Origin of the sequence: Kosakonia sp., from assembly GCF_032104925.1 — a bacterium.
GTDB lineage: Bacteria > Pseudomonadota > Gammaproteobacteria > Enterobacterales > Enterobacteriaceae > Kosakonia.
Genome location: NZ_DAMCGF010000010.1, coordinates 53,607 through 78,908 on the forward strand (window position 1 = coordinate 53,607; position 25,302 = coordinate 78,908).

A 25,302-nucleotide genomic window follows, 5' to 3' on the forward strand; every position below is an offset into this window, starting at 1 on the left:
GAAAAATAATGAAAATGAACGTAACGGAAACCGTCAGACAGGCGTGCGGCCACTGGCCGCGTATTCTCCCGGCGCTGGGCGTGAAAGTGATAAAAAACCGGCATCAGGCCTGCCCGGTATGTGGCGGGAGTGACCGCTTCCGCTTCGATGACAAGGAAGGGCGCGGAACATGGTTCTGCAACCAGTGCGGCGCGGGTGACGGCCTGAGCCTGGTGGAAAAGGCGCTGGGCGTGACGGTCAGCGAAGCCGCCGACCGGGTGAATGCCGTGACCGGCAGCCTGACGCCGGTTGCCCCGGAGGTGATTGCTGCTGATACGGCCGAAACTGAAGCCGGGCGCAGGGAGGCCGCCGCGCTGGCGGCCAGTCTGCTGGCAAAAAGCCGTTCAACCACCGGTAACGCCTACCTGACCCGCAAGGGCTTTCCTGCTCTGGAATGCCTGACGCTGACCACCACGCACAAAACCGGCGGCGTGACATACCGCGCCGGGGATGTGGTGGTGCCGCTGTATGACGACACCGGCGCGCTTGTGAACCTCCAGTTCATTAACGCTGACGGCGACAAGCGCACCCTGAAAGGCGGCCAGGTGAAGGGAGCCTGTCACCTTATCAACGGTGAAAAACAGGCGGGGAAACGCCTGTGGATAGCGGAAGGGTACGCCACGGCGCTGACCGTGCATCACCTGACCGGTGAAACCGTGATGGCGGCGCTGTCGTCCGTGAACCTCCTTTCTCTGGCGAGCCTTGCCCGCAACCGGCATCCGGGCTGTCAGATTGTCCTTGCCGCTGACTGTGACCTGAACGGCGACGGCCAGACAAAAGCCGCTGCGGCCGCAAAAGCCTGCGAGGGAATTGTCGCGCTGCCGCCGGTGTTCGGTGACTGGAATGATGCGTTTACCCTGAATGGTAAGGACGCCACGCGCAGGGAGATTTACGATGCCATTAAGCCACCGGTCGCGAGCCCTTTCGACGCCATGAGCGAGGCGGAATTCACCGCCATGAGCACCAGTGAGAAGGCGATGCGGGTACATGAGCATTACGGCGAGGCGCTGGCGGTGGATGCTAACGGCCAGCTTCTATCCCGGTATGAAGCCGGAGCCTGGAAAGTGATGTCCCCGGCTGACTTCTCCCGCGATGTGGCCGCACTCTTTCAGCGCCTGCGCGCGCCGTTCTCGTCAGGGAAAATTGCGTCGGTGGTGGAGACCCTGAAACTGATTGTGCCGCAACAGGGCGCTCCGGCACGGCGTCTGATTGGCTTTCGCAACGGTGTGCTCGATACCGTCAGCGGTACGTTCAGCCCGCACCACAAATCCCACTGGCTGCGTACCCTGTGCGAGGTGGACTTCACCCCGCCGGTGGCGGGCGAAACGCTGGAAACGCATGCCCCGCATTTCTGGCGCTGGCTCGACCGCGCTGCCGGTGGCCGCGCCGACAAGCGCGACGTGATACTCGCTGCGCTGTTTATGGTGCTGGCGAACCGCTACGACTGGCAGCTCTTTCTTGAAGTGACGGGACCAGGGGGAAGCGGGAAAAGCATTCTCGCCGAAATTGCGACTATGCTTGCAGGCGAGGACAACGCCACCTCCGCGACCATCGAGACGCTGGAATCACCCCGCGAGCGCGCCGCCCTGATTGGCTTCTCGCTGATTCGCCTGCCTGACCAGGAGAAATGGAGCGGTGACGGTGCGGGACTCAAGGCCATCACCGGCGGCGATGCCGTGTCAGTTGACCCGAAATACCGCGACGCCTATTCCACGCATATTCCGGCGGTGATTCTGGCCGTCAACAACAACCCGATGCGTTTCACCGACCGCAGCGGCGGCGTCTCCCGTCGCCGGGTTATCCTGCACTTCCCGGAACAGATTGCGCCGGAGGAGCGCGACCCGCACCTGAAGGACAAAATCGCCCGCGAGCTGGCCGTCATTGTGCGTCAGCTCATGCAACGGTTCAGCGACCCGATGAGCGCCCGCACGCTGCTCCAGTCGCAGCAGAACTCCGGCGAGGCACTGAGCATCAAGCGTGACGCCGACCCGGCGTTTGATTTTTGCGGCTATCTGGAGGCTCTGCCTGACGCTGACGGGATGTATATGGGTAATGCCAACATTATTCCGCGCCAGCCGCGCCAGTATCTTTATCACGCCTATCTGGTCTACATGGAGGCGCACGGTTACAAAAACACGCTCAGCCTGACCTCGTTCGGAAAGGGGTTACCGGCCATGCTGAAAGAGTACGGCCTGAACTATGACAGGCGGCGGACAAATCAGGGGATGCAGACTAACCTGACACTGAAAGAAGAAAGTAACGGCGACTGGCTGCCGAAGTGCGATGAGCCCGCAACAAAATAACCACCACAGACCGGCGATTGCCGGTCTTTTTCTATCTGACGCCCCCGGAAGTGAACAGTGTACTGTTCACTATTCACTAGCTCATCACCATCCATGCCACTGATAAACAATAAAAAAATCGCGAAATGAACAGTGTGAACGGTAAACCCCCAAAAAACTTTTTACGCCCATCGGCTTAATGCTTGTTGGAAAGCGCGCTACAGAAAGAGAACACTCTGCACACAGAACATATTTAAGAATCCGATTGAAGAGCCCGGAGCTGACGGATTTTAAAGGGAGTGGCTCTAAAGGATTGTTTTGGGCTGTGAGAGGAATTGGAATTTAAGTTAAATTTTGTTATTCAATTTACTGTGGGGAGCGGCAAAAATGCCGCCCCGAGATATATGCGAAAATCCAAGTGATACTAAGGATTAGCATACTCTAAAATTTCTTCCCCCATGAGCGTACAGTCATTAAGGAAGATGAATCTCATACGATACTTGCCTTTGTAGATATAACCCCAGGTCTGCAATACATCAAAATATTGCGATTTATTTTCCGGATTTTGCATCTTCGCTAATGCAGTTACATCTTTATCAACCTCAGCCCTGTCATCGTTGTCCCGATAAAAAGCCAGCAGTTTATTTGCTTCTGTTATTGCCTGAGCTTTACAAGTTAATTCAGACTGTTTCGCAGCAGCCAAAGACGGAAAAGTTATAGCACACAGAAATAATGTTAGAATGCCAGTTGATACTTTCATATTATTCCAAGCTCTCTCTTTGCTCTTATCAACGCCCCTTTCCTTTCTTCGAGACCGTTGTAGCCACCGTTCACGAGAAGGGTTACTTTATTTACGTCATCCCTGTCTGCTGCCGCATTCACATGTCTGAGATCCCAATAATAACAAGCTGCTTTAACCGCAACATATGGGTTCCTTGCAACTATAGTGGGATCAGTTACGTAATCTTTCTCAAACTGGCTTCCGAAATTCGTATAATTTTCTCGACCTGTCAGATGTAATAACCCACGACCTATAAATTTTGGACCATCACCGACTTCTGTATTACCTAAATTACGTCCTATCCGTGTTCCTGCATCATATTCTCTGCCACCATCTCTTGGAACTTCAGTTAATCTAGAAAAGTTGGCAGTTTCAACACAAGCTTGCGCTATAAAATGAGCGGCTCTTAATTCTGTATTTATTCCATAAACGGTAAACCATTGGTTCAAATGTGGTGCTATGGCATGGACATTGTAATGCTGTGAATTTAGCAGGCTTTCTATATGCCGGTAATGCCTGGCAATATTCCAAAGCATCTCTGCTGTAATATCAACCATTTGCCTTTTCCTTTTCTTATATCCCATAATCATTTTAACTACCGTGATTGAGCATTTGGCAGGCATTTTTTGCTTTCGTTTACAATCTAGGAAAATTCTTATCCTCTTATTTTTCAGCGTCGGGAGGAGCTAACATGCAACTGACAGATAACGATCAAGCAAACCGCATCACTGTCTGGCACGCCTTATCGGAGCTTTTCACCGGTCGGGAACTCCAGGACTATGACTATCGATGGATGGCTAAGGTGTTAAAGGAATCCGGGCTCAGCCGGGAAGCGATCTTTGTGATTCTGGATGAGGAAGTTGCCCCTGCCCTCCAGGCTAATCTCCTTTATAACCCAACGCCGGTGATGGATGGCTGGACAGAAGAAGATATTAAGCGGCTCGTAACAGAGTACGTGAGCAGGAAGCCGACCATCATTGAGCGTGTTGTTCCAGCCTGCTTGTTGTTAAAACAGCGTCGGAAACATATTCGGGATGAGCTGAATAGGCTTACTGCCGAGCTGGATAAATGCACATAAGAAATGAGCCCAAAAGTCTGTTAGGCGAAGCGATTGGTACACGTTTAGGTACACAATTGAAAGTTGAATTCACTAAAAACACTTTAATTCAATCAATTAGCGAATTTATTCAGACTCCGCCAGCCCAAAATTCTCCATCGGTGATTACCAGAGTCATCCGATGAAGTCCTAAGAGCCCGCACGGCGCAAGCCCTGCGGGCTTTTTTGTGCCTTGAGTTTGTCCCGCGAAGTCAGAAGCCAACTAATTAAATCCGAACCTTGCCGGCACCCCATAAAATATTCCTGTTTTGATTAATAGCGGGAATAAAAACTTTGGAATCAAGGGGTAGCCAGCTGCGCCACTTCAGCTTGCCGGGAAATGTCGTACAACAGCAAATGTTGGCATAGCGTGGTGATCAGACACTATCCGGTAAACAGAAAAGCAATATGATCAATGACTTTGGTGAGTCTGCATCTCAGCCATGTATCCCCCGCCCCTTAAAGAATAAAGGGGCGAGGGAACAATAACGCTCATAACAGCTCAGGCAGCGTTAGAGGGCCTTAGTGCACATGGTTGGGCTTAGCGTACCACCAGAACCCTCGTAAAGGTTGCCACCCCACTTGTCCAGCGAGTAGTGATAATTGGGATCGCTTGGTGTTGCATCTGCCAGCCAGTAAGCATCGTCGGGGAACGCAGAGGTGCCGCCTAAAGATCCCCACTCGTTCCACAATGCCCCCAGCGTACGAACCCCGGTGGGGACGAAACCAGAGTTTTGCGACACCTGGGCTGCGGTCGGCTGAGTGTACCCCTGCGCACTGCAATAGGGGCCAGCATCTACCCATAGCACTTGTTGTCTATCAGTAATAAACCAATTGCGCAGCGTGAAACTGTAGGTGATATCTGGCCCGATACCGCTTTTTGGTGTACCAGTAATGGTGACTTTGCGCCCATCGCCTGTCCCCGTGAAGCTCACCACGGCATTGATGTCAACATCGACCCAAGTGGCATCCGACGACCAGTTGAAATCTAAGGGAGCGCCATTGCCGATATTTAAAGTGAATGTCGCGCCGGTAAAGCCCGTCGTCGGGAAGCCGTCTCCTTTCTGGAATGTCGCCCCATTAACAGAGATATTCTGCAAGAACGGAATCGGGTTAATCGCATAGCCTGCCGACTCGATAGCCTGGCTCCACCCGCTCAGTTGCAACGTCGCCTTGTTTCCCGAGCTAACAGCCCCTGCCGTGTAGGTCGCCGTGTAAGTTCCGTCCTGGTTATCACTCCAGTTCCCATTTAAGCTGGCATTCGGAACCTGAACATTCTGCGCGGTCAGCAACCCGGTCGCACCCGTTATCACGTTCTGGTAGCTATCTTGCAGTGCGACCGTCACCCGGATTGTCATACTGGACATGTAGCGTGTCATATCCGTTGCAATGGCCGACCGTATCGGGTTCGGACTGCCCGGTGTCAGTGTTACCGTTGCGCGCAGGCTACTGAGACTGGTGTTGTCATACGCCGGGATAATGGTGTAAACACCCGCCTTCGTTCCCGACAGTCTTGCCGTATAGGTACCCGGCGTCGCGCTTTCAGTCAGCGAAGTAAGAGTGACCTGCGTTGCAGACGGCGTGTTACCGTTGCTGTCTTTTACCAACAGTGACAGGTTGCCCTGAATACCGCTCATCACCTTGCCTTGCAGATCTTTCGCCGCCAGCGTGAATGTCGACACCTCAGTGTTATCCGCCTTGATGGTATTTGGATTCACAGTAAACAGTGACTGCTGGGCATCAAGCAGCGTGGCATTGAATGCAACCGTCGCGGAAGGCAGTGAAATGCCTTTTGCTGTCGGCTCTAACGTGACCGTTTCCGTATCTTTCCCCGCTTTCACGGTGACGAGATATACACCCGCCTGCTTGCGGGTTAACGCAGAAACAGTGGCGCTTTTCAGCGTGTTATGGTTGAGCACAATATCCCGTGGATCGAGATCAACAAGCTGGTTGGTGTCATCCTTCAATGTCAGTGTCAATACCTGTTCGCTGACGCCGTCTGCCGCCAGCGAGCTATTTGCAGGCGTGAAGGTGCTCGTTTTGTTATTCACCGCAGAGGCAAGTACCGTCACCTGCGTCTCCTGGCGATCGGAACGGTTCCCCTTCGTGTCCACAGCAACGCCACTCACGGTATAGGTATTTACCGCTTGCGCGGAATATTGATAGCGCGGTAGTACGACCATGTAATCTGCGCCGTTTTGCACTATTTTTCCGCCAGCGGCAGTAAGTGTCGACGCATCCCATTCAATATGCGAAAGCCCATGCGTGCTTTTCACTGAAACACCGAGCGATTTTTGCTCACCGCCATTCCCTGTAACCCGTTCTGCAAGATGCAGCCTGATAATCTCTTTTTTCCGGTATTCAAGAACAATATTGTTGTTACGCTCAACAAAATCATACCGGCTTCCCTGCAGGCTGCGCATCGCGGCGACAGCTTCCGGGTTCAGCTGTTTTTGCCACGGCACACCAAGCTGATAGTTCACATTCAGGCTGAATCGGGTGTCGCTTTCCCCCGATGTCCCCTGCCGTTGCTCAGCCCCTAACGTCACGAGAGGAACCGGCGTATAAGTGATGCCGGCGGTAATCGCATGCGGGTCGCGCTGGCGATGGTTCACCCCGAACAACGCAACCTCCTGGCCATAATATTGTTCAAAGGTCAGCTTTCCGCCCAGTTGCGGCAGAGAAGGCAACCAGGCCTGGGCACGCACATCCCAGCCATTCGCCGGACGCTCCTGGTAATCGGCCAGATCTCTGGAATCTTTCCATCCGGTCAGCCGCATATACCCATTGGCGCTCAGCTTCATAAAGTCACGCCAGTATTCAGCGCCCACGCCCATACGCGCGTGTTCGCGGGAAAGATCGTAGTCACCGAAGACGTTTGCGCCCAGCATATACCCCGGCGCGAAATAACGAAGCCCCGCCCCCAGGTTAGCCTGGAGACGATCATCAGTACGGTGCACACTGCCCTGGGTGAAGACCATTTTGTCACCCCGGTCATACAGCGGCACAAGCAATTCAAACTGTGAGTTCTTTAAGGAAAAGTTCTTATCCGTGTCGAGTTGTACACGGGCGGTACCAAATTGGTTCAGCCAACGCTGAACTTCTCCGCCCGCTGCAGAGGTCGCCATACCACGCGCCATTGACGTCGCGGCATCGCTATTCGAACCGTTGGCAAAGAAGCGTCCAACCTGGGAGGAATAACCCGCCATTTTCAGCGCGGCGTCATTCGCGACTGTCGCACGCTGGGACGCGAAAGCGCCTGGTTTAGCCCCGCCCTTCACCGCCACGGCCGGAACCTCCAGTTCATCTCCCGGCTGCACATTGTTCAGGCCTCGCGCAAACGTGCGGAACTGGTTGAGCTGGCGAAGCTCCTCCAGGGTGAGGTTATATTTCTTAGCAACAGAGCGGGCCGTTTCTCCTGCACCCAGTGTGTAGGTCTGGGTCTTGATAGACGAAACGGTTTGAGATTGCAATTCAGCCCCGGCAATTGCCGGCGTAAATGCAACCGCGAGCGGAAAAGTTATCTGAATCGCAATATTAAGCCATGCCAACAGACTCAGCCCAGGAGAAAAGCCGATATTCGCAACAAAATATCGCGATTTAAATTTCGAAATCATGCATTCAACCAGACAAGAAAATTAAGCAATAAAAAGAAAATTCCGAAACCATTCTAAAATGGCAAAAGTTATTCCTCAATAGAGAATATTGAAACAAAAAAGAAAGAAGCACTGCAATAAGATTAATTATCTCCCTACCTACTCAAACCGCAACCCTTTAACCCTTTGTTTTCGCTATCTAATTCCAAGGCCCATCTGTGTTCTTACGATAATAAAATAATAATGTATTACGACATCCTGCTTTACTTTAATTTACATACTTAATGAGGCCTCAGTCAATTCTCAATTTCAATCCCTTTAAATGCAGACAGAACTGCGCGCTTTTCGCGTTATTAATTAACGAGAGGCTAAAAAGGCGGTTATCATTAATTCTTTTCTGTGTAATAAAATTAACTATCCTCTCGTTGCCATCCATTTATTAATGGTAATGAGAAGGGCAGCAGCAACCTCATCCGTTTCTTAATGATGCGAATCATTCGTTTTATTGACATTAACATTACCGCTTCTGCCCCTCCTCTTACGCCCCCCCGGAACGCAAACTTTCGGCACAAGATATCCCGGGCACGACTTTTACCCTTCCTGCTACCCGGACGGTCGTAGAGGGTAGCCTGTGCAACACGCCCATGCGCGAGGCAGCGTTTGTGGCAGCCCCGTCTATATACCTGCATAAGGAAAAACTTATACAGCGCAAATCTATTTGCATCGACTTTGTTCAACTCTTTAAATAAGCGTTGTGATTTTTCCTATATGTGACATTTACCGGCTTGCTTGTTAAAATGATGTAATAAATTAACGTTAGAAAAAAACCATTATCATTTACGCACACCGGTATTATTTATAGATAAAATTCAAGAAGATAAAGCATGGCTGAAAAGGATAATTTTTCTCAACGGGTTTTTACGCATTTTGTAATTAAAGTTATCGATTTTTTTAAAAATTATCTAACCGACTGTAATTGCTAAAGTTAAATTAGTAACAAAAACACAACTTTACAAACCGCCTATTTTTTCCGCATTATTTCCATTGTTCGCATGAATCCTTTTGTGTAAACTTATTTCCGTTGTCAGGAAAAGTCCTGGAAACAAAGATTTAAGCAGGAACACAATACAATCACCTGCACAATTATATTAAAGCTGTTAAAAGATTTACCTTTTAGTATTTTTAATTAATATCGAAATAAAGTGGTTGCTCGCATATTTAATTTTTAAATAACAGCGAAAGACAGCGCATCGCCTGTTTTTTGCGGGAGCAACTTTATGAACGAACAAAACTTTGACGAACAAATGCAATCTATCCAGGATCTGAACCTGTCCTATTTATTACTGGCACAGCGTCTGATCCGTGAAGATAAAATTGCAGCCGGTTTCCGCCTCGGTTTAAACGAAACCACGATGGAAACCTTACGCAGCTTGTCACTGTCGCAACTGATTAAACTGTCCTCTTCAGGCCAGCTGATTAGCCGGTTGCGTATTGATGATGATGTGATGATCAACTGCCTGACCAAAGACTCGCGTATTGATGCGCTTCAGCGTTTGCATACCGGCATTATTTTGTCGAGCAATCTGCTTAACACGCTCAATCATGATGACAGCGAGGCGGCGTAATGGAAGACTCAATGTTGCACGAAAAAAGCATTATGTCGGAAATTAAAGATACGCATATCGCCATGCAGTTGATTAATTTCGGCGCCAGAATGCAGGTGCTGGAGAGTGAAACCAGCCTTAGCCGCAGGAAACTGTTAAAGCTCTATAAAGAGCTGAAAGGGGATTCCCCGGCGAAAGGGATGCTGCCTTTTTCCGCCGACTGGTATATGGCGTGGGAGCAGAATATTCACTCATCCATTTTTTATAATATTTATCTTTACCTGCAGAAGGTCGAACCTGGCCGCTCTGTTGAAGTGATGCTGAAAGCCTACCGTCTCTATATGGAACACGGTTTGGCTGAAGAAAATGAAGAACCGGTGCTGGGGTTAACCCGCGCATGGACGCTGTTGCGCTTTATCGACGGCGGCATGCTCAAGCAGACACAGTGCGATTGTTGTGGCGGCAGTTTTATCACCACGCCGGAGCACATGTTCAACGGTTTTACCTGCAGCCTTTGCGTGCCACCGTCACGCGCGCTGAAGCGTAGCCCGCTGCTCAACTTCGCGGCTGGTGCACCTACCACATTGCAGTAATGGCATGATTTTGCCCCGACAGCGGGCAAAATCATCTTCACACCGCCAATAGCAGCCTCGCCTGCTCAGCATAACGTTGAGCAGGCGAGGCTGTTGTCTTTCTGTTATCTACGCCCGTTATGACAAGCGACCGGAAAAAACACCACGATAATAATTCGGGCTAATGTTAAGCCGCATCAGAATATCGCGCCGGTGTACGTAGGCGGTTTTCAGGCTGATCCCAAGCTCAGCAGAAACATCCTGCGCGCTGGCACCGGAGGCCAGCAGACAAAGCACCTCGCGCTGGCGCTGTGTTAACAGCGGTAGCGCAGAATAGTGCGGCGATGCCGCCCCTTTGCGTGACAGCAAACGGCTGATTGACTCATAAATGTGGCGGATAGGCGTATTCAGACACAGCGTCGGAACATCCGGCATCAGGGCGGGCAAAACAGGGTCCAGAGCGTCGCTCAGCACCAGGCATGGCAAATCCGGCTTCGCGTCGCGCAAATACTGCATGGTGTTCATCAACGACATCAGATTGGTGGCCTGCGTGGCCACCGCAACCACAAAACGCACTTTATTGCTGTTTGCTGCATACGCCTCTTGTGGGCTTGCGATATGGCTGATGCGCAAGCTCGGGCGATAGAACTTAATCAGCGTGGTTAATCCCTGCGCCGAAAATATATCTTCGCTGTAAATCAGAACGTTAGCGATACTAACTACATTTTTTTCACTCATAGTCCTTTACCTACTCAGCGTCACATCCCGTGACGAATCACGATGATTAAAAACGACCCTTCTGGCGTTATTTGAATCCCGTCAGGATCACAAACAGATGGTCAAAAATGCCCGCCATCATGTTTTCAAAGAAGGGTGCAAGCGTGTACATCACCAGCGACATGGCTACCATGCCGACAGTTAAAGAAAGCGGAAAACCGACCACAAAAATCGAAAGCTGCGGTGTCAGGCGGTTGAGCAACCCCATTGTCAGGTTGAGGCACAGCAATAAGGTGATAACCGGCAGGCCAAGCATTAAGCCGTAGCGAAAGATCAGGCTGCCTGCTTTGACCATCGCCATAAACCCTTCATGACCGAGCGGCGCGGCGCTAATCGGGAAAGCCTGAAAGCTATTCGCCACCACTTCGAGCATATAAAGATGGCCATTGAAGGTCAGAAACAGCAGCGTGACAAAGAGGTTCAGCAACCGAGAAACGACCGGCATACTCGGGCCGCCGCTGGGGTCATAAACCATGGCGAAGGAGAGGCCCATCTGCATACCGATAATCTCACCGGCGTGGCGCACCGCCACGAAAATCAGCTGAACCGCAAGCCCGATGGCAATGCCGATAATCAGCTGCTGGCAGCAGGCCCAGAAACCGTCGAGCGAGGCGATCGCGATGTTGCTCTGCGGCAGTTGCGGAGCGACAAGAAAAGCAGTGATCAACGCCAGCGCGACTTTCAACCGCGCGCTTAGCTGTTTTTCACTGAAGATCGGTGCCGCGCCGAACAGGGCGAGCATGCGCAGGCACGGCCAGAAATACTGGTTCACCTGGTCATAAAGCGTAACCAGCGAGAGCGTAAGCATCGTTAACGAATGATATAGGGCAGGCTACTGTACAGACCGCGCATGTAGTCAACCAGCGTTGACAACATCCACGGCCCGCAGGCGATCAGCACCACCACGATGGTGAGGATCTTCGGAATGAAGGAGAGGGTCATTTCGTTGATCTGCGTCGATGCCTGCAAAATACTGACAATCAAACCCGCGGCCAGCGCGGCTAACAATAACGGTGTGGCAATAAACAGCCCGACTTTCGTCGCCTGGAAGCCAAGCGACATGACACTTTCAGGGGTCATCTTCTTCTCTCTAACTAAAAAAGCTCTGCGCCAGGGAGCCGATAACCAGCTGCCAGCCATCCACCAGTACAAACAGCATCAGCTTAAAAGGCAGGGAAATCGTTGCCGGAGGCACCATCATCATCCCCAGCGCCATTAGCACACTTGCCACTACCAGGTCGATAATCAAAAAAGGAATAAACATCGTAAAGCCGATCTGGAAACCGGTTTTCAGTTCGCTGGTCACAAACGCAGGAACCAGAATGCTCATCGGCACATCGTCGGCGGTATTAAACTGCTCCGCTTTGGCGATACGGGAAAAGAGCGCCAGATCCCCTTCGCGGGTCTGTTTAAGCATGAAGGCGCGCAAGGGTTGCGACCCTTTTTGCAACGCGACTTCCATAGAAATCTTGTCCTGCGAGAGCGGCACCCACGCTTCGTCGTAAACCCGGTTCAATACCGGCGACATCACGAAAAACGTGAGAAACAGCGCCAGTCCCAGCAGCACCTGGTTAGGTGGTGTACTGGCGGTGCCAAGGGCGTTTCGCAGCAGCCCGAGCACAATCACAATGCGGGTAAAACCCGTCATCATCAGCAATATCGCGGGCAAAAACGTCAGCGATGTCATCAAAACCAGCGTTTGTACCGGCAGTGACCAGCTCTCGCCATTCGCCGAATGGCTAAGCATGATGTCGGTACTGGCCGCCCAGCTCAGACCGGCGGGGAAGAAAATCCCGGCAAGCGTGATCCCAAAGCCAAACAGTCCCGGCAGCAGGCGCGTGTTGCGTTTCATTTTTTGCCCTCACCTTTGTGCCGGGTAATGCAATTCACTAACGCCGCCTGAAAACTGGCAGCAAACGGCGCGACCTGAACTGGCTCAGCGTCCGCTTTTTTCTCCATCGTCATCAGGTTAGTAATGTTTTCCTGCGTCACGCCCAGCAGCAGCCACTTGTCATCCACTTCGACAACCACCAGACGCTGTCTCGCGCCGAGGGACTGGGTGTGTTTTACCGACAGAATGTTATTTCCCTTTACCATTCGTGAAGCGACGCCAGTGCGACGGCAGATCCAGGCCACCGCCACAATCAGCAACAGCACCAGCGCCAGCGCGCCGACGACATTGCCGATAGAGACCGGAGCCACGGCAGGCCCGCCAGCAACGGGCTGAACAGTATTAAGCGTTGGGGTATTCATTATCTGCTCAGGCGGTGCATACGCTCTGAAGGCGTAATAATATCGGTAATACGAATGCCGAATTTATCCGAAACGACCACCACTTCACCCTGGGCGATTAAGTAACCGTTAATTAAAATATCCAGCGGCTCACCGGCTAACCCGTCCAGGGAAACAATGGCACCTGGGCTAAGTCTTAATAACTCTTTGATCGTCATTTTTGTGCGCCCCAGTTCGACGGTCATTTTGACCGGAATATCGAGCACCAAATTTAAATCTTCAGAAAAATTAACCATCACATCGTCTTTCGCCGCAGCATGCAACTCGGCGTTATTGTCGTTCAATTGTTCGCTCATCGCGTCGCCCCAAAGGTCGTTAAGCGAGGATTTATTTGACCCCGATTCAAGTTCCATATCACTCATTCGTTGGTCACTCCTTCTTTAAGGCTAATAATGTAGAATTCATCAAATTTTCCACCTGAATGGCATACTGATTATTGGCGCAGCCATATTTACCCGACATCACTGGCACATCGTTAACAAACCCGCCAATCTCTTCAGGTTTTTCCAATGGAATAATATCGTCAGGTTTCAGGCTCATAATTCTGGACAAGCGGGTAGAAATCTCAGCGAATTTCACCACCAGTTCCAGTTCCGTATCACGCATTTGCGAAGCGAGCGCGCTGCGCCACTGGTTATTTTCGTGCTGCGAGTTTTCCAGCGGCGGGTTAGTCAACAACTCGCGAACCGGTTCGATAATGCTGAACGGAATACAAATTTGTAATTCTCCGCTATGCGAACCAATATCCACCTGAAACGGTGTGGTCACCACAATATCATTCGGTGACGACGTGATATTGGTGAACTTCACCTGCAATTCAGAACGGACAAATTCTGTTTTGATCTTATAAATAGATGTCCAGGCATAATCATATGCTTCGCGCGCCATCGACAACATGCGCTGGATAATGCGCTGTTCTGTAGGCGTAAATTCGCGTCCATCGGCTTTTGTCGGGAAACGCCCGTCACCGCCAAAAAGGTTATCCACCGCGGTAAACACCAGGTTGGGCGAAAAGACGAACAGCGCCGTGCCGCGCAGCGGATGCATGTTAATCAGATTCAGACTCGTCATCACCGGCAAGTTGCGGGCAAACTCATGGTACGGCTGAATTTTAATGTTTCCGGCGGTGACGTCCGGGCTACGACGCAAAATGTTAAACAAGCCGATACGAAACTGTCGCGCAAAACGTTCATTAATAATCTCCAGAGAATATAAACGTTCGCGAATAACCCGACGCTGGGTATTAGGATCATAAGGTTTAATATTATCTTCTGCTGACGACAGCGCCGGTTCCGCACTAATTTTCTCTTCGCCGCCGGAGCCGCCATTCAAAAGATTATCGATCTCGTCCTGTGATAAAATGCTGTCCGACATAATAGTTACCGTAAAATGAATGCATTAAACAGGACGTTTGTCACCATCGGTTGAGGCTGGCCAGCAAGCGATGCGTTAACCGCGTCTTTTGTTTTTAATGCCAACGTTTCTTTCGCCTTATCATCGACTAATTCAGCCGCTGTTTGTTGGGAAAAAAGCACTAACAAATTACTGCGAACTTCAGGAAGATGTTTTTCCAGCATCGCTTTCGCTGCGGTATCTTTAACTTTTAACGTCAGGCCAATATACAGAATGCGATCGTTTTCCTGAGCATCTGGTTTCAGACTGACAGTAAAGGTATCCAGATCCAAATAAACCGGCTCTGCCTGCTCAACTTCTTCGGCAGGTTTTTTACCATCGCTCCCATTAGCAACTTGCGTTTTAAGTTTGTTAATTTCCATATAGGCATAAGCGCCACCAGCGCACATACCAACAAGAATTAACAAAATGAGTAACGCCAACAGCGGGCTTTTTTTCCCACTCTGGGCGGCTTGTTTCTTCTTCGGCATTTGATGAATAACTCTGTAATTAAAAATAAATCAGGAATCATACTTAAGGCAGATAACCTGCTGGATGCGATTATTTTAATACAGCACCCATGCAGGACAATTCCTTGATAAACTGAAATTACTGTCAGCACCTTGCCATTTAGCGTATTCGTATTAAGCGAACGTATTGATTCCACGGGAATAGTGCATGACCCGGGAGAGGACAGGACGTTCTTCTTCTCGCGAAATTGCCGCTTCACCTTGTTCTGGATCAGACTTTCCTTGCCCGGAAGCATTGCCCGATGTCATCTCCCCCGCCGAGGAGGAGGTTTCGGCCCCCACGCTGCTCTGTCCGAGCGAAATGCCGGACTCTTCCAGCATGGTGCGCAGGTTCGGTATCGCCGATTCCAGCGCCGAACGCACCTGATGGCTCTCAGAGACAAAATGAACCTGGGCCTGATCGTTATTCACGCGCAGGCTGATTTGCAACGCGCCTAAGTCCTCAGGATGCAGGCGCAGTTCCGCATGGTGAACGCCATTACGGGTGAACACCGCAATTTGCTGCCCCAGCGATTGCTGCCACGCAGGCGTGCCAACCTCCGCCTGTAAGGTGCCGGTCGCCATCGCCGGAGAGGCTAATGCTGCCGTTGTTGACGGTGCGCTAACGGGTGCGGCGTGAGAAATCACGCTCAGTTGCGGTAGCGGTTCACCCGCTTTCACCGCATGCAACGCCGTGGCGAAACTTTCGCTGGCCGGTGCGGCCTGGGTTTGCCCATTGCCGCTAAGCTGCGCGGTGTCCGTTGCCGGCAAAGGGGAGTCGCTGCCTTCAACGTTTTTCTGCGCAAGCGGTGTCGCCGTGTGAAGCGCTGTGGTTATCCCCTGCCCTTTGCCGGTCGCGGGTCCGCGCTCCGGGGCGGCGGTCACTGGCGTCTGCACGTTCTCAGCGGGAGCGGCGGCGAAAGTCGCCTGCGCTAACGGGTCAGCGGCTTGAGCATCGGTCGCCACGGCGGCTGCTGTAAGCGTGTTTGCCGGGGTTGCAGTTATAGCAACTGCAGGTTCAGTCGCGTTCTGCGGTAACGTCGCCAGATCCGCCAGTGCCGGTTGCGCGGTCTGTTCGCCCTGGGCAAGCAGCGCATCCGCGGTGGTCACCTCCGCTGGCAACGCGATTGTCTGCGCCACTTGCGCCAGCGGATCGATAGCCAGCGTCGCAGGCTGCGCCGGACGGGCGTCGCCTGACGGCTCCTCTTTTTTATCCGCAGGTTTTTTAGTGCCTTCCTGCGCAGGCGCTGTTTTGTCGGTTTTTGCGGGTTGTTCTGCCGCCAGCTTTTTTTTCAGCGCGGAAGAAAACTCGCCCTCTTCCTGCGCGGATGAGGTGGATGCCGTCTGGCGTCCGCTATCGCTCGCGGGAGTAGGGGTAGAAGGTCTGATAATCATCTTATATGTTCCTTTGGCTGGCGCGACGGGCAAACTCATCCATCAGCTTTTGTTCCAGCCGGTTCTCTTTTAACAATCGCTGGGCTTCAGCACGGTTTTTCAGCGCTTCAAAAGCATTCAGCCGCTGCTTATCTTTTTTCCAGGCGTCCTGCACGTTATCCACGGCAAACTGGCTGGCGGAAACCCGCCTGACCTGTTGCTCAACCACCCCATCCAGAGAGGTTAAAAATCGCTGTTGTGTCTGTAGCGCCATAATTGAAACGCGGCTTTGCGTCAGCGTTGTTTGCATTTGCTGACGGTATTCTTGCGAGTACGTGCGCAACTGCTCCAGCCGGGAAGTCTCCTGGACATGCGCCTGACGAGCGCTACCGAGCCGTACCGTCGTGTCATTGAGCTTCTTTTCCGCCAGTTCACGCAGTACATCCATTGGGTTATGGCTGACCATTACGCACTATCCGCATTAGTTCGCCCCGGCATCCGGAAACAGCGCGGAAAGCTCCGCGCAGGAGGTCGGATAATCACAGGATTCATGAATTCCCTGGTGGAGATAACGTTCCATGCTGGGGTACAGGCTAATCGCCTGATCCAGCAACGGATCGCTGCCCGCCGCATACGCGCCTACGCTCACCAGATCGCGGTTACGCTGGTAAGAGGAGAGCATCTGTTTAAAACGCTGCACTTTTTTGTAATGCGCCGGTTCGATAAGCTCGGTCATCGCACGGCTTATCGAGGCTTCGATATCAATCGCCGGGTAGTGTCCCGATTCCGCCAGCCTGCGCGAGAGCACAATATGACCGTCGAGGATCGCACGCGCCGAGTCGGCAATCGGATCCTGCTGATCATCCCCTTCCGTCAACACGGTATAAAACGCGGTGATCGAACCGCCGCCTTTGGTGCCGTTACCGGCACGTTCCACCAGCGCAGGCAGCTTGGCGAAAACCGAAGGCGGATAGCCTTTGGTTGCGGGTGGTTCACCGATGGCGAGCGCAATTTCACGCTGCGCCATCGCGTAACGGGTTAAGGAGTCCATAATCAGCAGCACATCGAGGCCGCGATCGCGAAAATCTTCGGCGATACGCGTGCAGTAGACCGCGCCCTGCATACGCAGAATCGGCGACACATCCGCCGGTGCGGCGATAACGACTGAACGTTTAAGCCCCTCTTTACCAAGAATGTTCTCGATAAAATCCTTCACCTCACGGCCACGCTCGCCAATCAACCCGACGACGATGACATCCGCTTTGGTGAAACGCGCCATCATGCCCAGCAGTACGCTTTTACCGACGCCGGAACCGGCGAACAGCCCCATACGCTGGCCGCGGCCAACGGTCAGTAAGCCATTGATCGCGCGAACACCCACGTCGAGCACGTTTTTGATGGGATCGCGCTGCAGCGGGTTAAACGGCGCGGTAAACAGCGGCCCGCGATCGGTCGACCCCGGCGGCGGCAGGCCATCGAGCGGACGCGCGCTGGCATCCAGCACGCGCCCCAGCAATTCCGGTCCCAGCGGCAGCAGTTTGCCTTTAACGTTGTTACCAAAGGCATACACTCTGGCGCCAGGCAGTACGCCTTCGACGTTTTCCAGCGGCATCAAATAGAGGGTTTCGGCATTGAATCCCACCACTTCGCTCTCCACGCGCTGAATGCCCGTTTCGGTCTCGCGTTCGACAATGCACAGCGTGCCGATCGGCAATTTCAGACCGACCGCTTCCATCACCAGACCGGTCGCGCGCGTCAGCCGACCATAGCGGCGAAACGGCGGCAGTTCCGCCATTTTGTGCTCGCGCAGGTCAATGCCATCAAGCCACTTTTTTAGCCGGGTGGTCATAGCGCGAAGCCCTCACGACTCAGATTACACAGCTCGTTCCAGCGGGTTTCCGTGGTTGCGTCCAGCTCGCCGCCGTCGGTGGTTAACCGACAACCGCCCGGCAGCATTTGCGCATCGGTACGCAATTCCCAGCCACGGGCTTCCAGCACCGAGCCCAGCATCTCCTGCACAGCGGCAGACTCTTCGGCGCTGACCCACAGCTGCACATTGCCTTGCTGCAACGTGTCTTCATGCAGCAGTTGCTGAATGCGCGTCATCAGCCAGGCGTTGGTCGAGGTTGACACCACGCTTTCGCCCAACAAACTGCGCGCCGCCATCAGGGCGACCTGCACCAGACGCGCAGGCATCACGCTGTCGAGGCTATCGAGCGTTATCCTGACGTTATCAAACAGTTGGGCGAACTCATCGGTCTGCTTCTGCTGTTGCTGACGGTATTCCGCCGCGCCCTGCGCTGCGCCCTCTTCCCGGCCTTGCGCAAAACCCTCTTCGTAGCCCTGTTTTTTTCCTGCTTCCAGCCCCTGCGCCTGCCCCTGGGCAAAGCCTTTTTGTTCGGCCTGTTTGCGCAGACGCGACAACTCTACCTGCATCGCCGCTTCCGTCGCCGGATCGCCTGCCGGTACAGCCTCGCGCAACTCGCTCTCCTGACCGAATGACTCCTGAAGGAGATTTTCTGGCTGCCAGGACTTCCACTGGTGCTTAGACGTAGACATCGTCGCCTCCACCCAACACGATTTCGCCAGTTTCTGCCAGACGACGGACAATCAACAGGATCGCTTTTTGCTCGTTTTCGACTTGCGACATACGAACCGGGCCACGGGAATTCAAATCGTCACGCATAATATCGGCCTGACGTTTGGACATATTGCGGAAGAACTTATCGCGCAACGCGTCGTCCACGCCTTTGAGTGCCACCAGCAGCGATTCGTTATCCACTTCCTGCAAAATACGCTGGATGCTGCGGTCTTCCATTTCGACAAGGTTTTCGAACAGGAACATCTCGTCGATGATCTTCTGCGCCAGCTCCTGGTCGTATTCGCGCACCGCTTCGATAGCCGCGTCTTCCTGGTGGGATTTCATCATGTTGAGGATCTCCGCCGCCGGACGTACACCGCCCATCTTGTTGCGCTTGATGTTCTGACCGTGCAGCAAGTTGTTCAGCACTTCGGTCAGTTCCTGCAACGCCACCGGCTGCACGCCGCCGAAGGTGGCGATACGCAGCATGATGTCGTTACGTTCGCGCTCATCGAATTTCGCCAGCAGATCGGCTGCCTGGCTGCGTTTCAGATGCACAAGGATGGTAGCGATAATCTGCGGGTGCTCATCGCGGATGAGGTCAAAGACCATCTGCGGTTCCATAAAGTTGAGCGTCTCAATACCGTTACGCTCATCGTTGGCATCCAGCAGATCTTCCAGCAGCGAATTCGCCCGCTCTTCACCCAACGCTTTCACCAGCGCACTGCGCAGGTATTCGTTGGTATTCACATCCAGCACGGCAAACTCACCCGAATCACGGCGGAACTCTTTCATCACCGTGCCCAGCTGATCGTGGGTATAACTGCCGATGTGGACCATGGCGCTACTGATTAACGTAACTTCATGGGTATTCAAGTGCTTAAACACTTCGGCTGCACGCTCGTCACCGAGCGTCAGCATGACTATGGCGCTTTTCTGGGCGGCGTTCATGACGACTTCTGTTCCTTATTCAACCATTGGCGAAGAACCAGCGCGATAACCTGCGGCTCCTGATCGGCCATTTCACGCAGCTGCTGCGCGCCTTGTTCCGCCTCAACGCGCTGCTGTGCTTTCGCCATTTCCGCGCTCTGACGCTTACGGATTTGCTCTTCCAGCTCGGCCTGGCGGGCCTCTTTTTCCATTTCCATACGCTGTAACAGCATCTCCTGGTGGCGCGTCCAGAACGGCTGTACCGCTTTACGCCACAGGATCCAGGCGATCAACACTACAAACAGATAACGGGCGCCAGACATCATGAGTTTGATGACTTCAGGCTGTTTCCACAGCGGAACCGGCGGTTCGTCGGCCTCAGTGCTGAACGGGGTATTCACGACATTCAGCGTATCGCCGCGTTTGTCGGAGTAGCCCATCACCTCTTTCACCAGCGCGTTGATCTGGTCGAGCTTATCTTTGCTGAGCGCGGCAGTTTTACCGTCTGCGCCAGCCACATAGTTCACCACCACCGCAACAGAGAGGCGTTCCACCGTACCGGTACTGCGCTTGATATGCGTGAGCGTTTTGTCCACTTCATAGTTGGTGGTTTCATCGCTCTGCTTGTTGTATGGCGTCGCCGGTGTGGCAGGCGTCGCGGTTGCGTTCGCATTGGCGTTGGCATTGGTCGCGCCTTGCCCATTGGTTTGCTGCGCTGCCGGTTGCTCAATCGGCGCCGAAACCGGTGCAGGCGGCTGGTTGCTTAACGCACCAGGTACGCCACCTACCGCACTCTTACCGCCCTGCTCGGCATTGCTGCTCTGGCGGCTGCGGATCGCCATATCTTCCGGGCGGCTGTTGGGCTGGTACTGCTCGGCCGTTTGTTCGTGCTGCGTGAAGTCAACCTGCGCGGTCACCTGCGTTCTGACGTTTTGCGCGCCGACAATCGGTGCCAGGATGGCCTGAATGCGATTCTGGTATTCCGCTTCAATTTTGCGCGTATATTTCAGCTGCGTGGTCTGCGTCGCCTGCTCGCCGCTCTGCGTCATCAGGTGTCCGCTTTGATCGACAATCGTCACGCGATCGGCGCTCAGACCCGGCACGGCGCTGGAAATCATGTAAGAAATCGCACTCACCTGCCCGGCATCCAGCGTTCTGCCACTGATCAACGTCAGCGTCACCGACGCGGAAGGTTGTTTCTGATCTTGCAAAAACAGGGACGGCTTCGGCATTGCCAAATGCACACGCGCCGCGCTGACCGGACCAAGCGTTTCGATGGTGCGCGAAAGCTCGCCCTCCAGCGCACGCTGGAAGTTCACTTGTTCGTTAAACTGGCTGATGCCAAATTTTTCCTGATCAAGCAGTTCAAAGCCCACTGCGCCACCTTTCGGCAGCCCCTGCTGGGCCAGCTTGAGACGCACTTCATACACCTGCTCAGCGGGTATCTGAATAGAACCGTCGATCTCCGCAAAGCGGTACGGTATCTGCATCTGTTTCAGTTGCGTGACGATCGCCCCGCCATCCTGCTCGCTAATATTGCTGTACAGAACGCGGTAGTCAGGTTCTTTAGCCCAGAACAGCAGTGCAATTACGATGGAAATAGCAGCTGCGGCGGCAATGAAAAATATCATCCGGGGATTAAGCCGGATATTATCAAGCAGTGCCTTAATATCGACAATGCCTTTCTTGTTACTGCTTTGGGTCGTGGCAGTCATGCCAATATCCTGTAAAAGTGATCGCCGCAATAAAAATTAAAAAGCATTACGGCTCGCCTCATTTGGTATGAAATAAGTAAATGCAAAGTATTTCCCAGGGGAATTCCTGGTTACGTATTATCTACAAAACAGGCCATTTTCTAAGTGGTAAAAAGGTGAAATTTGTGTCAGCTATTCAGGTTATGTCGTTTTTCGAGCCACATGATAAGCTTACGGCTAATTACTACTAAGGTTGTTTTCTATGTCTATGAATGCAATAGGCGGGGTACTGGATCAGATTCAGTCCCAGGCCAGAAAAGTCTCAGACGCATCCGCGCTGAACCCCTTTACTTCGAACCGTAATGTCGAGAATAAGTCACAATTCTCTGATATTTTATTTAACAGTATTAACAATATTAGCCAAATGCAGACCACCGCTAAAACCCAGTCACAGGCTTATCTGGCCGGTGTCGAAGGTATTGGCTTAAACGATGTGATGGTTTCAATGCAAAAATCATCGCTGGCATTAAATCTTGGTATTCAGGTACGCAACAAATTAGTAAATGCATATCAAGATATTATGAATATGCCGGTATAACCGCTAAGTATTATCTTAATGCCGATTACCCCGGAAATATGGTTGCTATTTTTCACACCCGAATCATCCTGGATATTTCTTATTAAGATTTAACAGCACACACGTATTTATCGGGTGATGAGTGACTCATCATTTGCGAATACGTGTGTGCGCAATAAACCAGTGAATTACCGTCAACATTATTATTGATTGTCAGAAAAATATGCGTTCCATGACTCCGCACGCTCCACAAGCAGCCATCGTGCTGACCGAGAGTGAAATAGAAAAAATCAGCAAATTGATATACCAGCGCGCCGGTATTGTCCTTACCGCGCAAAAACGCGACATGGTTTATAACCGCCTCTCCCGTCGTCTGCGGGAGCTGAATTTAAAAAGTTTTGAGGATTACACCGATCGGCTGGTGGCGAATCCAGGCAGTGACGAGTGGCAGGTATTTGTGAATGCCCTGACCACCAACCTGACCTCTTTTTTCCGCGAGGCGTATCACTTCCCGACGCTGGCCCGGCATGCCCAGTCCAGAAACGGCAGCTACAACGTCTGGTGCGCGGCGGCTTCGACCGGCGAAGAGCCGTGGTCAATCGCCATGACGCTGGAAGAGACGCTGGGGCGCAGCATTACCGGCCCGCGCGTGCTGGCCACCGATATTGATACCGATGTACTGGAGAAAGCCAGCCTCGGGGTTTACCGGTTAAGTGATATCGACAACCTGACCGAACAGCAAAAACGCACCTGGTTTTTGCGCGGGACGGGCGAGCATCAAAACAGAGTGAAAATCAAAAGCGAACTTCGCAGCACCGTACAGTTTCGCCAGCTCAATCTGATTGATGCGCAGTGGGATATTCCCGCGCCTTTCGATGCCATTTTTTGCCGTAACGTGATGATTTATTTCGATCAGAACACCCAGGAGAAGCTGCTGCAGCGCTTCGCGAAAATACTGAAACCCGGCGGGCTGCTGTTTGTTGGCCACTCGGAACATTTTCAAAATTTAACCAGCCCGTTTCGTCTGCTCGGGCAGTCTGTCTATCGCCTTGGAGATTAATGTAAATGAGAAAAATCAAGGTGTTATGCATTGATGATTCGTCACTGATCCGCAAGATCATGACGCACATCGTTAACGAGCAGCCGGATATGGAAATGGTCGCCACGGCGCTGGACCCGATTGTCGCGCGCGATCTGATTAAACAACACAACCCAGATGTGCTGACGCTGGACGTGGAAATGCCGCGTATGGACGGGCTGGAGTTTCTGGAAAGGCTGATGCGCCTGCGCCCGATGCCGGTGGTGATGTTGTCATCTCTCACCAGCAAAGGCTCCGATATTACGCTCAGCGCGCTGGAGCTTGGCGCGGTGGACTTTATCACCAAACCGCAGATGGGCTTAAAAGAAGGCATGGCGCAATACAGCGACATGATTGCCGACAAAATCCGCATGGCGGCCAAAGCGCGTATCCGGCGCAGCGAAACGAAAGTGGCACCACCCCGCGTGATGAGAGCGCCGCTGGTGGGCAGCGAAAAGATTATCGCCATTGGCTCTTCCACGGGTGGCACCGAAGCGCTGCGCCACTTGTTGCAACCGTTGCCGGCGACGAGCCCGGCCATTGTTATCGCCCAGCATATGCCGCCTGGTTTTACCCGCTCCTTTGCCAACCGGCTGGACCATCTGTGCCAGATGTCGGTGAAAGAGGCGGAACACGGCGAGCGCGTACTGCCTGGTCACGTCTACATTGCGCCCGGTGCTTTTCATATGGAGCTGACGCGCAGCGGGGCGAACTATCACGTCGCGCTGAGTGATGATTTGCCGGTTAACCGCCACCGCCCCTCGGTGGACGCGCTGTTCCATTCCGTCGCGCGAAGCGCCGGGAAAAACGCCATCGGCGTCATTTTGACAGGGATGGGCAGCGACGGTGCCGCCGGGCTGCTGGCCATGCGCCAGGCAGGAGCGTGGACCATCGCGCAGAGTGAACGCACTTGCGTGGTCTTCGGCATGCCGCGCGAAGCGATTGCGCACAACGCCGCCTGTGAAACCGTCGATCTGGAACAAATTGGTCAGCACATCCTTCAGCGTTCTGCCGGTCAGGCGCGCAGGATTTAATTTTTCACCTACTTCGTTCTCTCTTATTCAGGAAAAAAAGAATGGCAGACAAAAACTTACGCTTTCTCGTTGTTGACGATTTCGCCACCATGCGCCGCATCGTTCGCAATCTGTTGAAAGACCTTGGCTTTAACCGTGTTGAAGAAGCCGAAGATGGCCTGGACGCGCTGAACAAACTGCGTGCAGACGCGTTCGATTTCGTTATCAGCGACTGGAACATGCCGAACATGGATGGCTTACAGCTGCTGACGGAAATCCGCGCCGACGCGAATTTAAACAAAATGCCCGTGCTGATGGTTACCGCAGAGGCCAAGAAAGAGAACATCATCGCGGCCGCGCAGGCGGGTGCCAGCGGTTATGTGGTGAAACCTTTCACCGCCGCAACGCTGGAAGAAAAGCTCAACAAAATCTTTGAAAAAATCGGGTGGTAACCGATGAGCGGCTTAGAAAATACGCAGCCAGAAGACGACTTTAAAAGCATCTTCTCCCGTGTCGGACAACTGACACGACTGCTGCGCGACAGCCTGGTCGACTTAGGTCTGGACCGCACCATTGTTGAAGCGGCAGAGGCGATCCCCGATACGCGTGAACGCCTGAACTACGTGGTAGCGAAAACGGCGCAGGCGGCTGAACGCGTCCTGACCTGTGTGGAAGAAGCGCGCCCGCAGCAGGAGGCAATTAGCGCGCAGGCGGAAGATCTCTCCGCCCGCTGGGATGCCTGGTTCGCCGATCCGGTGGAATTGCCGGTCGCCAAAGAGCTGGTCACGGATACCCGCCAGTTCCTCGTTCAGGCGCCGATGATGTCCCGCCAGACCAACGAGCATCTGATGGAAATCATGATGGCACAGGATTTTCAGGATCTTACCGGCCAGGTGATCCGCCGCATGATGCTGCTTATCGAAATGGTCGAGAAAGAGCTGATTCAGGTGCTGCTGGCTTACGTGCCGGAATCACTCCAGCAGGAGAAAGAGGCGGAAGCGGAAGCAAAAACAGCCGCCATGCTGGTCAATGGCCCGCAAATTGACAGCAGCAAAGCGGGTGTTATGGCGTCGCAAGATCAGGTCGACGACCTGCTCGACAGTCTGGGGTTCTAA

26 protein-coding genes are annotated in these 25,302 nt (G+C 52.9%); 9 read left to right on the forward strand and 17 right to left on the reverse strand.

Features of this window, described 5'->3' with window-relative positions; all coding sequences use genetic code 11:
• The first annotated feature begins 8 nt into the window (after window positions 1-8).
• Window positions 9-2,342: a primase-helicase zinc-binding domain-containing protein gene (locus tag RT644_RS18195; RefSeq protein ID WP_313627445.1), complete on the forward strand. Its 2,334-nt coding sequence runs from the start codon at window positions 9-11 to the stop codon at window positions 2,340-2,342.
• A gap of 403 nt (window positions 2,343-2,745) precedes the next feature.
• Here RT644_RS18195 and RT644_RS18200 read toward each other — a convergent pair whose 3' ends face one another.
• Both RT644_RS18200 and RT644_RS18205 read right to left on the reverse strand, forming a co-directional pair.
• Entirely contained in the window at window positions 2,746-3,081 is a 336-nt protein-coding gene (locus RT644_RS18200; RefSeq protein ID WP_313627447.1) for a hypothetical protein, read from the reverse strand.
• On the reverse strand, window positions 3,078-3,659 hold the full coding sequence (locus RT644_RS18205) for a glycoside hydrolase family 19 protein (protein WP_065369985.1): 582 nt from the start codon (window positions 3,657-3,659) through the stop codon (window positions 3,078-3,080). Before RT644_RS18205 ends, RT644_RS18200 begins: the two co-directional genes overlap by 4 nt.
• 134 nt (window positions 3,660-3,793) lie before the next feature.
• Here RT644_RS18205 and RT644_RS18210 point away from each other — a divergent pair, with 134 nt between their 5' ends.
• On the forward strand, window positions 3,794-4,180 hold the full coding sequence (locus tag RT644_RS18210; RefSeq protein WP_313627449.1) for a hypothetical protein: 387 nt from the start codon (window positions 3,794-3,796) through the stop codon (window positions 4,178-4,180).
• A gap of 530 nt (window positions 4,181-4,710) precedes the next feature.
• Here the strand turns inward: RT644_RS18210 and RT644_RS18215 are convergent.
• A complete protein-coding gene (locus tag RT644_RS18215; RefSeq protein WP_313627451.1) occupies window positions 4,711-7,815 on the reverse strand; it encodes an inverse autotransporter beta domain-containing protein in 3,105 nt (1,034 codons plus the stop codon).
• Between the two features lie 1,256 nt (window positions 7,816-9,071).
• On the opposite strand from RT644_RS18215, the gene flhD reads away from it, so the two are divergent.
• Together flhD and flhC are read left to right on the forward strand one after the other, a co-directional pair.
• On the forward strand, window positions 9,072-9,419 hold the full coding sequence (flhD, locus tag RT644_RS18220) for a flagellar transcriptional regulator FlhD (RefSeq protein WP_313627453.1): 348 nt from the start codon (window positions 9,072-9,074) through the stop codon (window positions 9,417-9,419).
• A gap of 14 nt (window positions 9,420-9,433) precedes the next feature.
• Window positions 9,434-9,991, forward strand: coding sequence for a flagellar transcriptional regulator FlhC (flhC, locus tag RT644_RS18225; protein WP_052332815.1), 558 nt, complete (start codon window positions 9,434-9,436; stop codon window positions 9,989-9,991).
• A gap of 117 nt (window positions 9,992-10,108) precedes the next feature.
• Here the strand turns inward: flhC and RT644_RS18230 are convergent, their stop codons facing one another.
• The 14 genes from RT644_RS18230 to fliF form a co-directional block, all read right to left on the reverse strand.
• The gene (locus RT644_RS18230; RefSeq protein WP_313627455.1) at window positions 10,109-10,708 is read right to left on the reverse strand and encodes a LuxR C-terminal-related transcriptional regulator; all 600 of its coding nucleotides are present in this window, start codon (window positions 10,706-10,708) and stop codon (window positions 10,109-10,111) included.
• A gap of 67 nt (window positions 10,709-10,775) precedes the next feature.
• Complete coding sequence (gene fliR, locus RT644_RS18235; protein WP_020454823.1) at window positions 10,776-11,555, reverse strand: flagellar biosynthetic protein FliR; 780 nt, start codon at window positions 11,553-11,555, stop codon at window positions 10,776-10,778.
• A gap of 2 nt (window positions 11,556-11,557) precedes the next feature.
• Window positions 11,558-11,827: a flagellar biosynthesis protein FliQ gene (gene fliQ / locus RT644_RS18240; protein WP_044489457.1), complete on the reverse strand. Its 270-nt coding sequence runs from the start codon at window positions 11,825-11,827 to the stop codon at window positions 11,558-11,560.
• Window positions 11,828-11,837: 10 nt separating this feature from the next.
• On the reverse strand, window positions 11,838-12,599 hold the full coding sequence (fliP, locus tag RT644_RS18245) for a flagellar type III secretion system pore protein FliP (RefSeq protein ID WP_020454825.1): 762 nt from the start codon (window positions 12,597-12,599) through the stop codon (window positions 11,838-11,840).
• The gene (gene fliO / locus RT644_RS18250) at window positions 12,596-13,000 is read right to left on the reverse strand and encodes a flagellar biosynthetic protein FliO (RefSeq protein WP_020454826.1); all 405 of its coding nucleotides are present in this window, start codon (window positions 12,998-13,000) and stop codon (window positions 12,596-12,598) included. The genes fliP and fliO overlap by 4 nt, the downstream gene beginning before the upstream one ends.
• Window positions 13,000-13,401, reverse strand: coding sequence for a flagellar motor switch protein FliN (gene fliN, locus RT644_RS18255; RefSeq protein ID WP_020454827.1), 402 nt, complete (start codon window positions 13,399-13,401; stop codon window positions 13,000-13,002). Before fliN ends, fliO begins: the two co-directional genes overlap by 1 nt.
• 7 nt (window positions 13,402-13,408) lie before the next feature.
• Window positions 13,409-14,413 (reverse strand): flagellar motor switch protein FliM, encoded by a 1,005-nt coding sequence (fliM, locus tag RT644_RS18260; RefSeq protein ID WP_313627459.1) that lies wholly within the window; start codon window positions 14,411-14,413, stop codon window positions 13,409-13,411.
• Window positions 14,414-14,418: 5 nt separating this feature from the next.
• A complete protein-coding gene (gene fliL, locus RT644_RS18265; RefSeq protein ID WP_020454829.1) occupies window positions 14,419-14,922 on the reverse strand; it encodes a flagellar basal body-associated protein FliL in 504 nt (167 codons plus the stop codon).
• A 153-nt stretch (window positions 14,923-15,075) separates the two neighbouring features.
• Window positions 15,076-16,335 carry a flagellar hook-length control protein FliK gene (locus RT644_RS18270; RefSeq protein WP_313627462.1) on the reverse strand — a complete coding sequence of 420 codons (1,260 nt, stop codon included), beginning with the start codon at window positions 16,333-16,335 and terminating at the stop codon, window positions 15,076-15,078.
• A gap of 1 nt (window position 16,336) precedes the next feature.
• A complete protein-coding gene (gene fliJ / locus RT644_RS18275) occupies window positions 16,337-16,780 on the reverse strand; it encodes a flagellar export protein FliJ (RefSeq protein WP_313627464.1) in 444 nt (147 codons plus the stop codon).
• Window positions 16,781-16,795: 15 nt separating this feature from the next.
• Window positions 16,796-18,163 (reverse strand): flagellar protein export ATPase FliI, encoded by a 1,368-nt coding sequence (gene fliI, locus RT644_RS18280; protein ID WP_020454832.1) that lies wholly within the window; start codon window positions 18,161-18,163, stop codon window positions 16,796-16,798.
• Entirely contained in the window at window positions 18,160-18,873 is a 714-nt protein-coding gene (locus RT644_RS18285) for a flagellar assembly protein FliH (RefSeq protein ID WP_044489458.1), read from the reverse strand. Before RT644_RS18285 ends, fliI begins: the two co-directional genes overlap by 4 nt.
• Entirely contained in the window at window positions 18,860-19,846 is a 987-nt protein-coding gene (fliG, locus tag RT644_RS18290; RefSeq protein ID WP_020454834.1) for a flagellar motor switch protein FliG, read from the reverse strand. The genes RT644_RS18285 and fliG overlap by 14 nt, the downstream gene beginning before the upstream one ends.
• Complete coding sequence (gene fliF / locus RT644_RS18295) at window positions 19,843-21,540, reverse strand: flagellar basal-body MS-ring/collar protein FliF (protein ID WP_020454835.1); 1,698 nt, start codon at window positions 21,538-21,540, stop codon at window positions 19,843-19,845. Before fliF ends, fliG begins: the two co-directional genes overlap by 4 nt.
• Window positions 21,541-21,781: 241 nt before the next feature.
• Here fliF and fliE point away from each other — a divergent pair, with 241 nt between their 5' ends.
• The 5 genes from fliE to cheZ all read left to right on the forward strand — a co-directional run bounded on the left by fliE (window position 21,782) and on the right by cheZ (window position 25,302).
• Window positions 21,782-22,117 (forward strand): flagellar hook-basal body complex protein FliE, encoded by a 336-nt coding sequence (gene fliE / locus RT644_RS18300; protein ID WP_020454836.1) that lies wholly within the window; start codon window positions 21,782-21,784, stop codon window positions 22,115-22,117.
• 211 nt (window positions 22,118-22,328) lie between these two features.
• A complete protein-coding gene (locus tag RT644_RS18305; protein WP_313627563.1) occupies window positions 22,329-23,156 on the forward strand; it encodes a CheR family methyltransferase in 828 nt (275 codons plus the stop codon).
• 5 nt (window positions 23,157-23,161) lie between these two features.
• Entirely contained in the window at window positions 23,162-24,208 is a 1,047-nt protein-coding gene (locus RT644_RS18310; RefSeq protein WP_044489461.1) for a chemotaxis response regulator protein-glutamate methylesterase, read from the forward strand.
• Window positions 24,209-24,249: 41 nt separating this feature from the next.
• Window positions 24,250-24,639 (forward strand): chemotaxis response regulator CheY, encoded by a 390-nt coding sequence (gene cheY, locus RT644_RS18315; protein WP_020454839.1) that lies wholly within the window; start codon window positions 24,250-24,252, stop codon window positions 24,637-24,639.
• A 3-nt stretch (window positions 24,640-24,642) separates the two neighbouring features.
• The gene (gene cheZ, locus RT644_RS18320; RefSeq protein ID WP_020454840.1) at window positions 24,643-25,302 is read left to right on the forward strand and encodes a protein phosphatase CheZ; all 660 of its coding nucleotides are present in this window, start codon (window positions 24,643-24,645) and stop codon (window positions 25,300-25,302) included.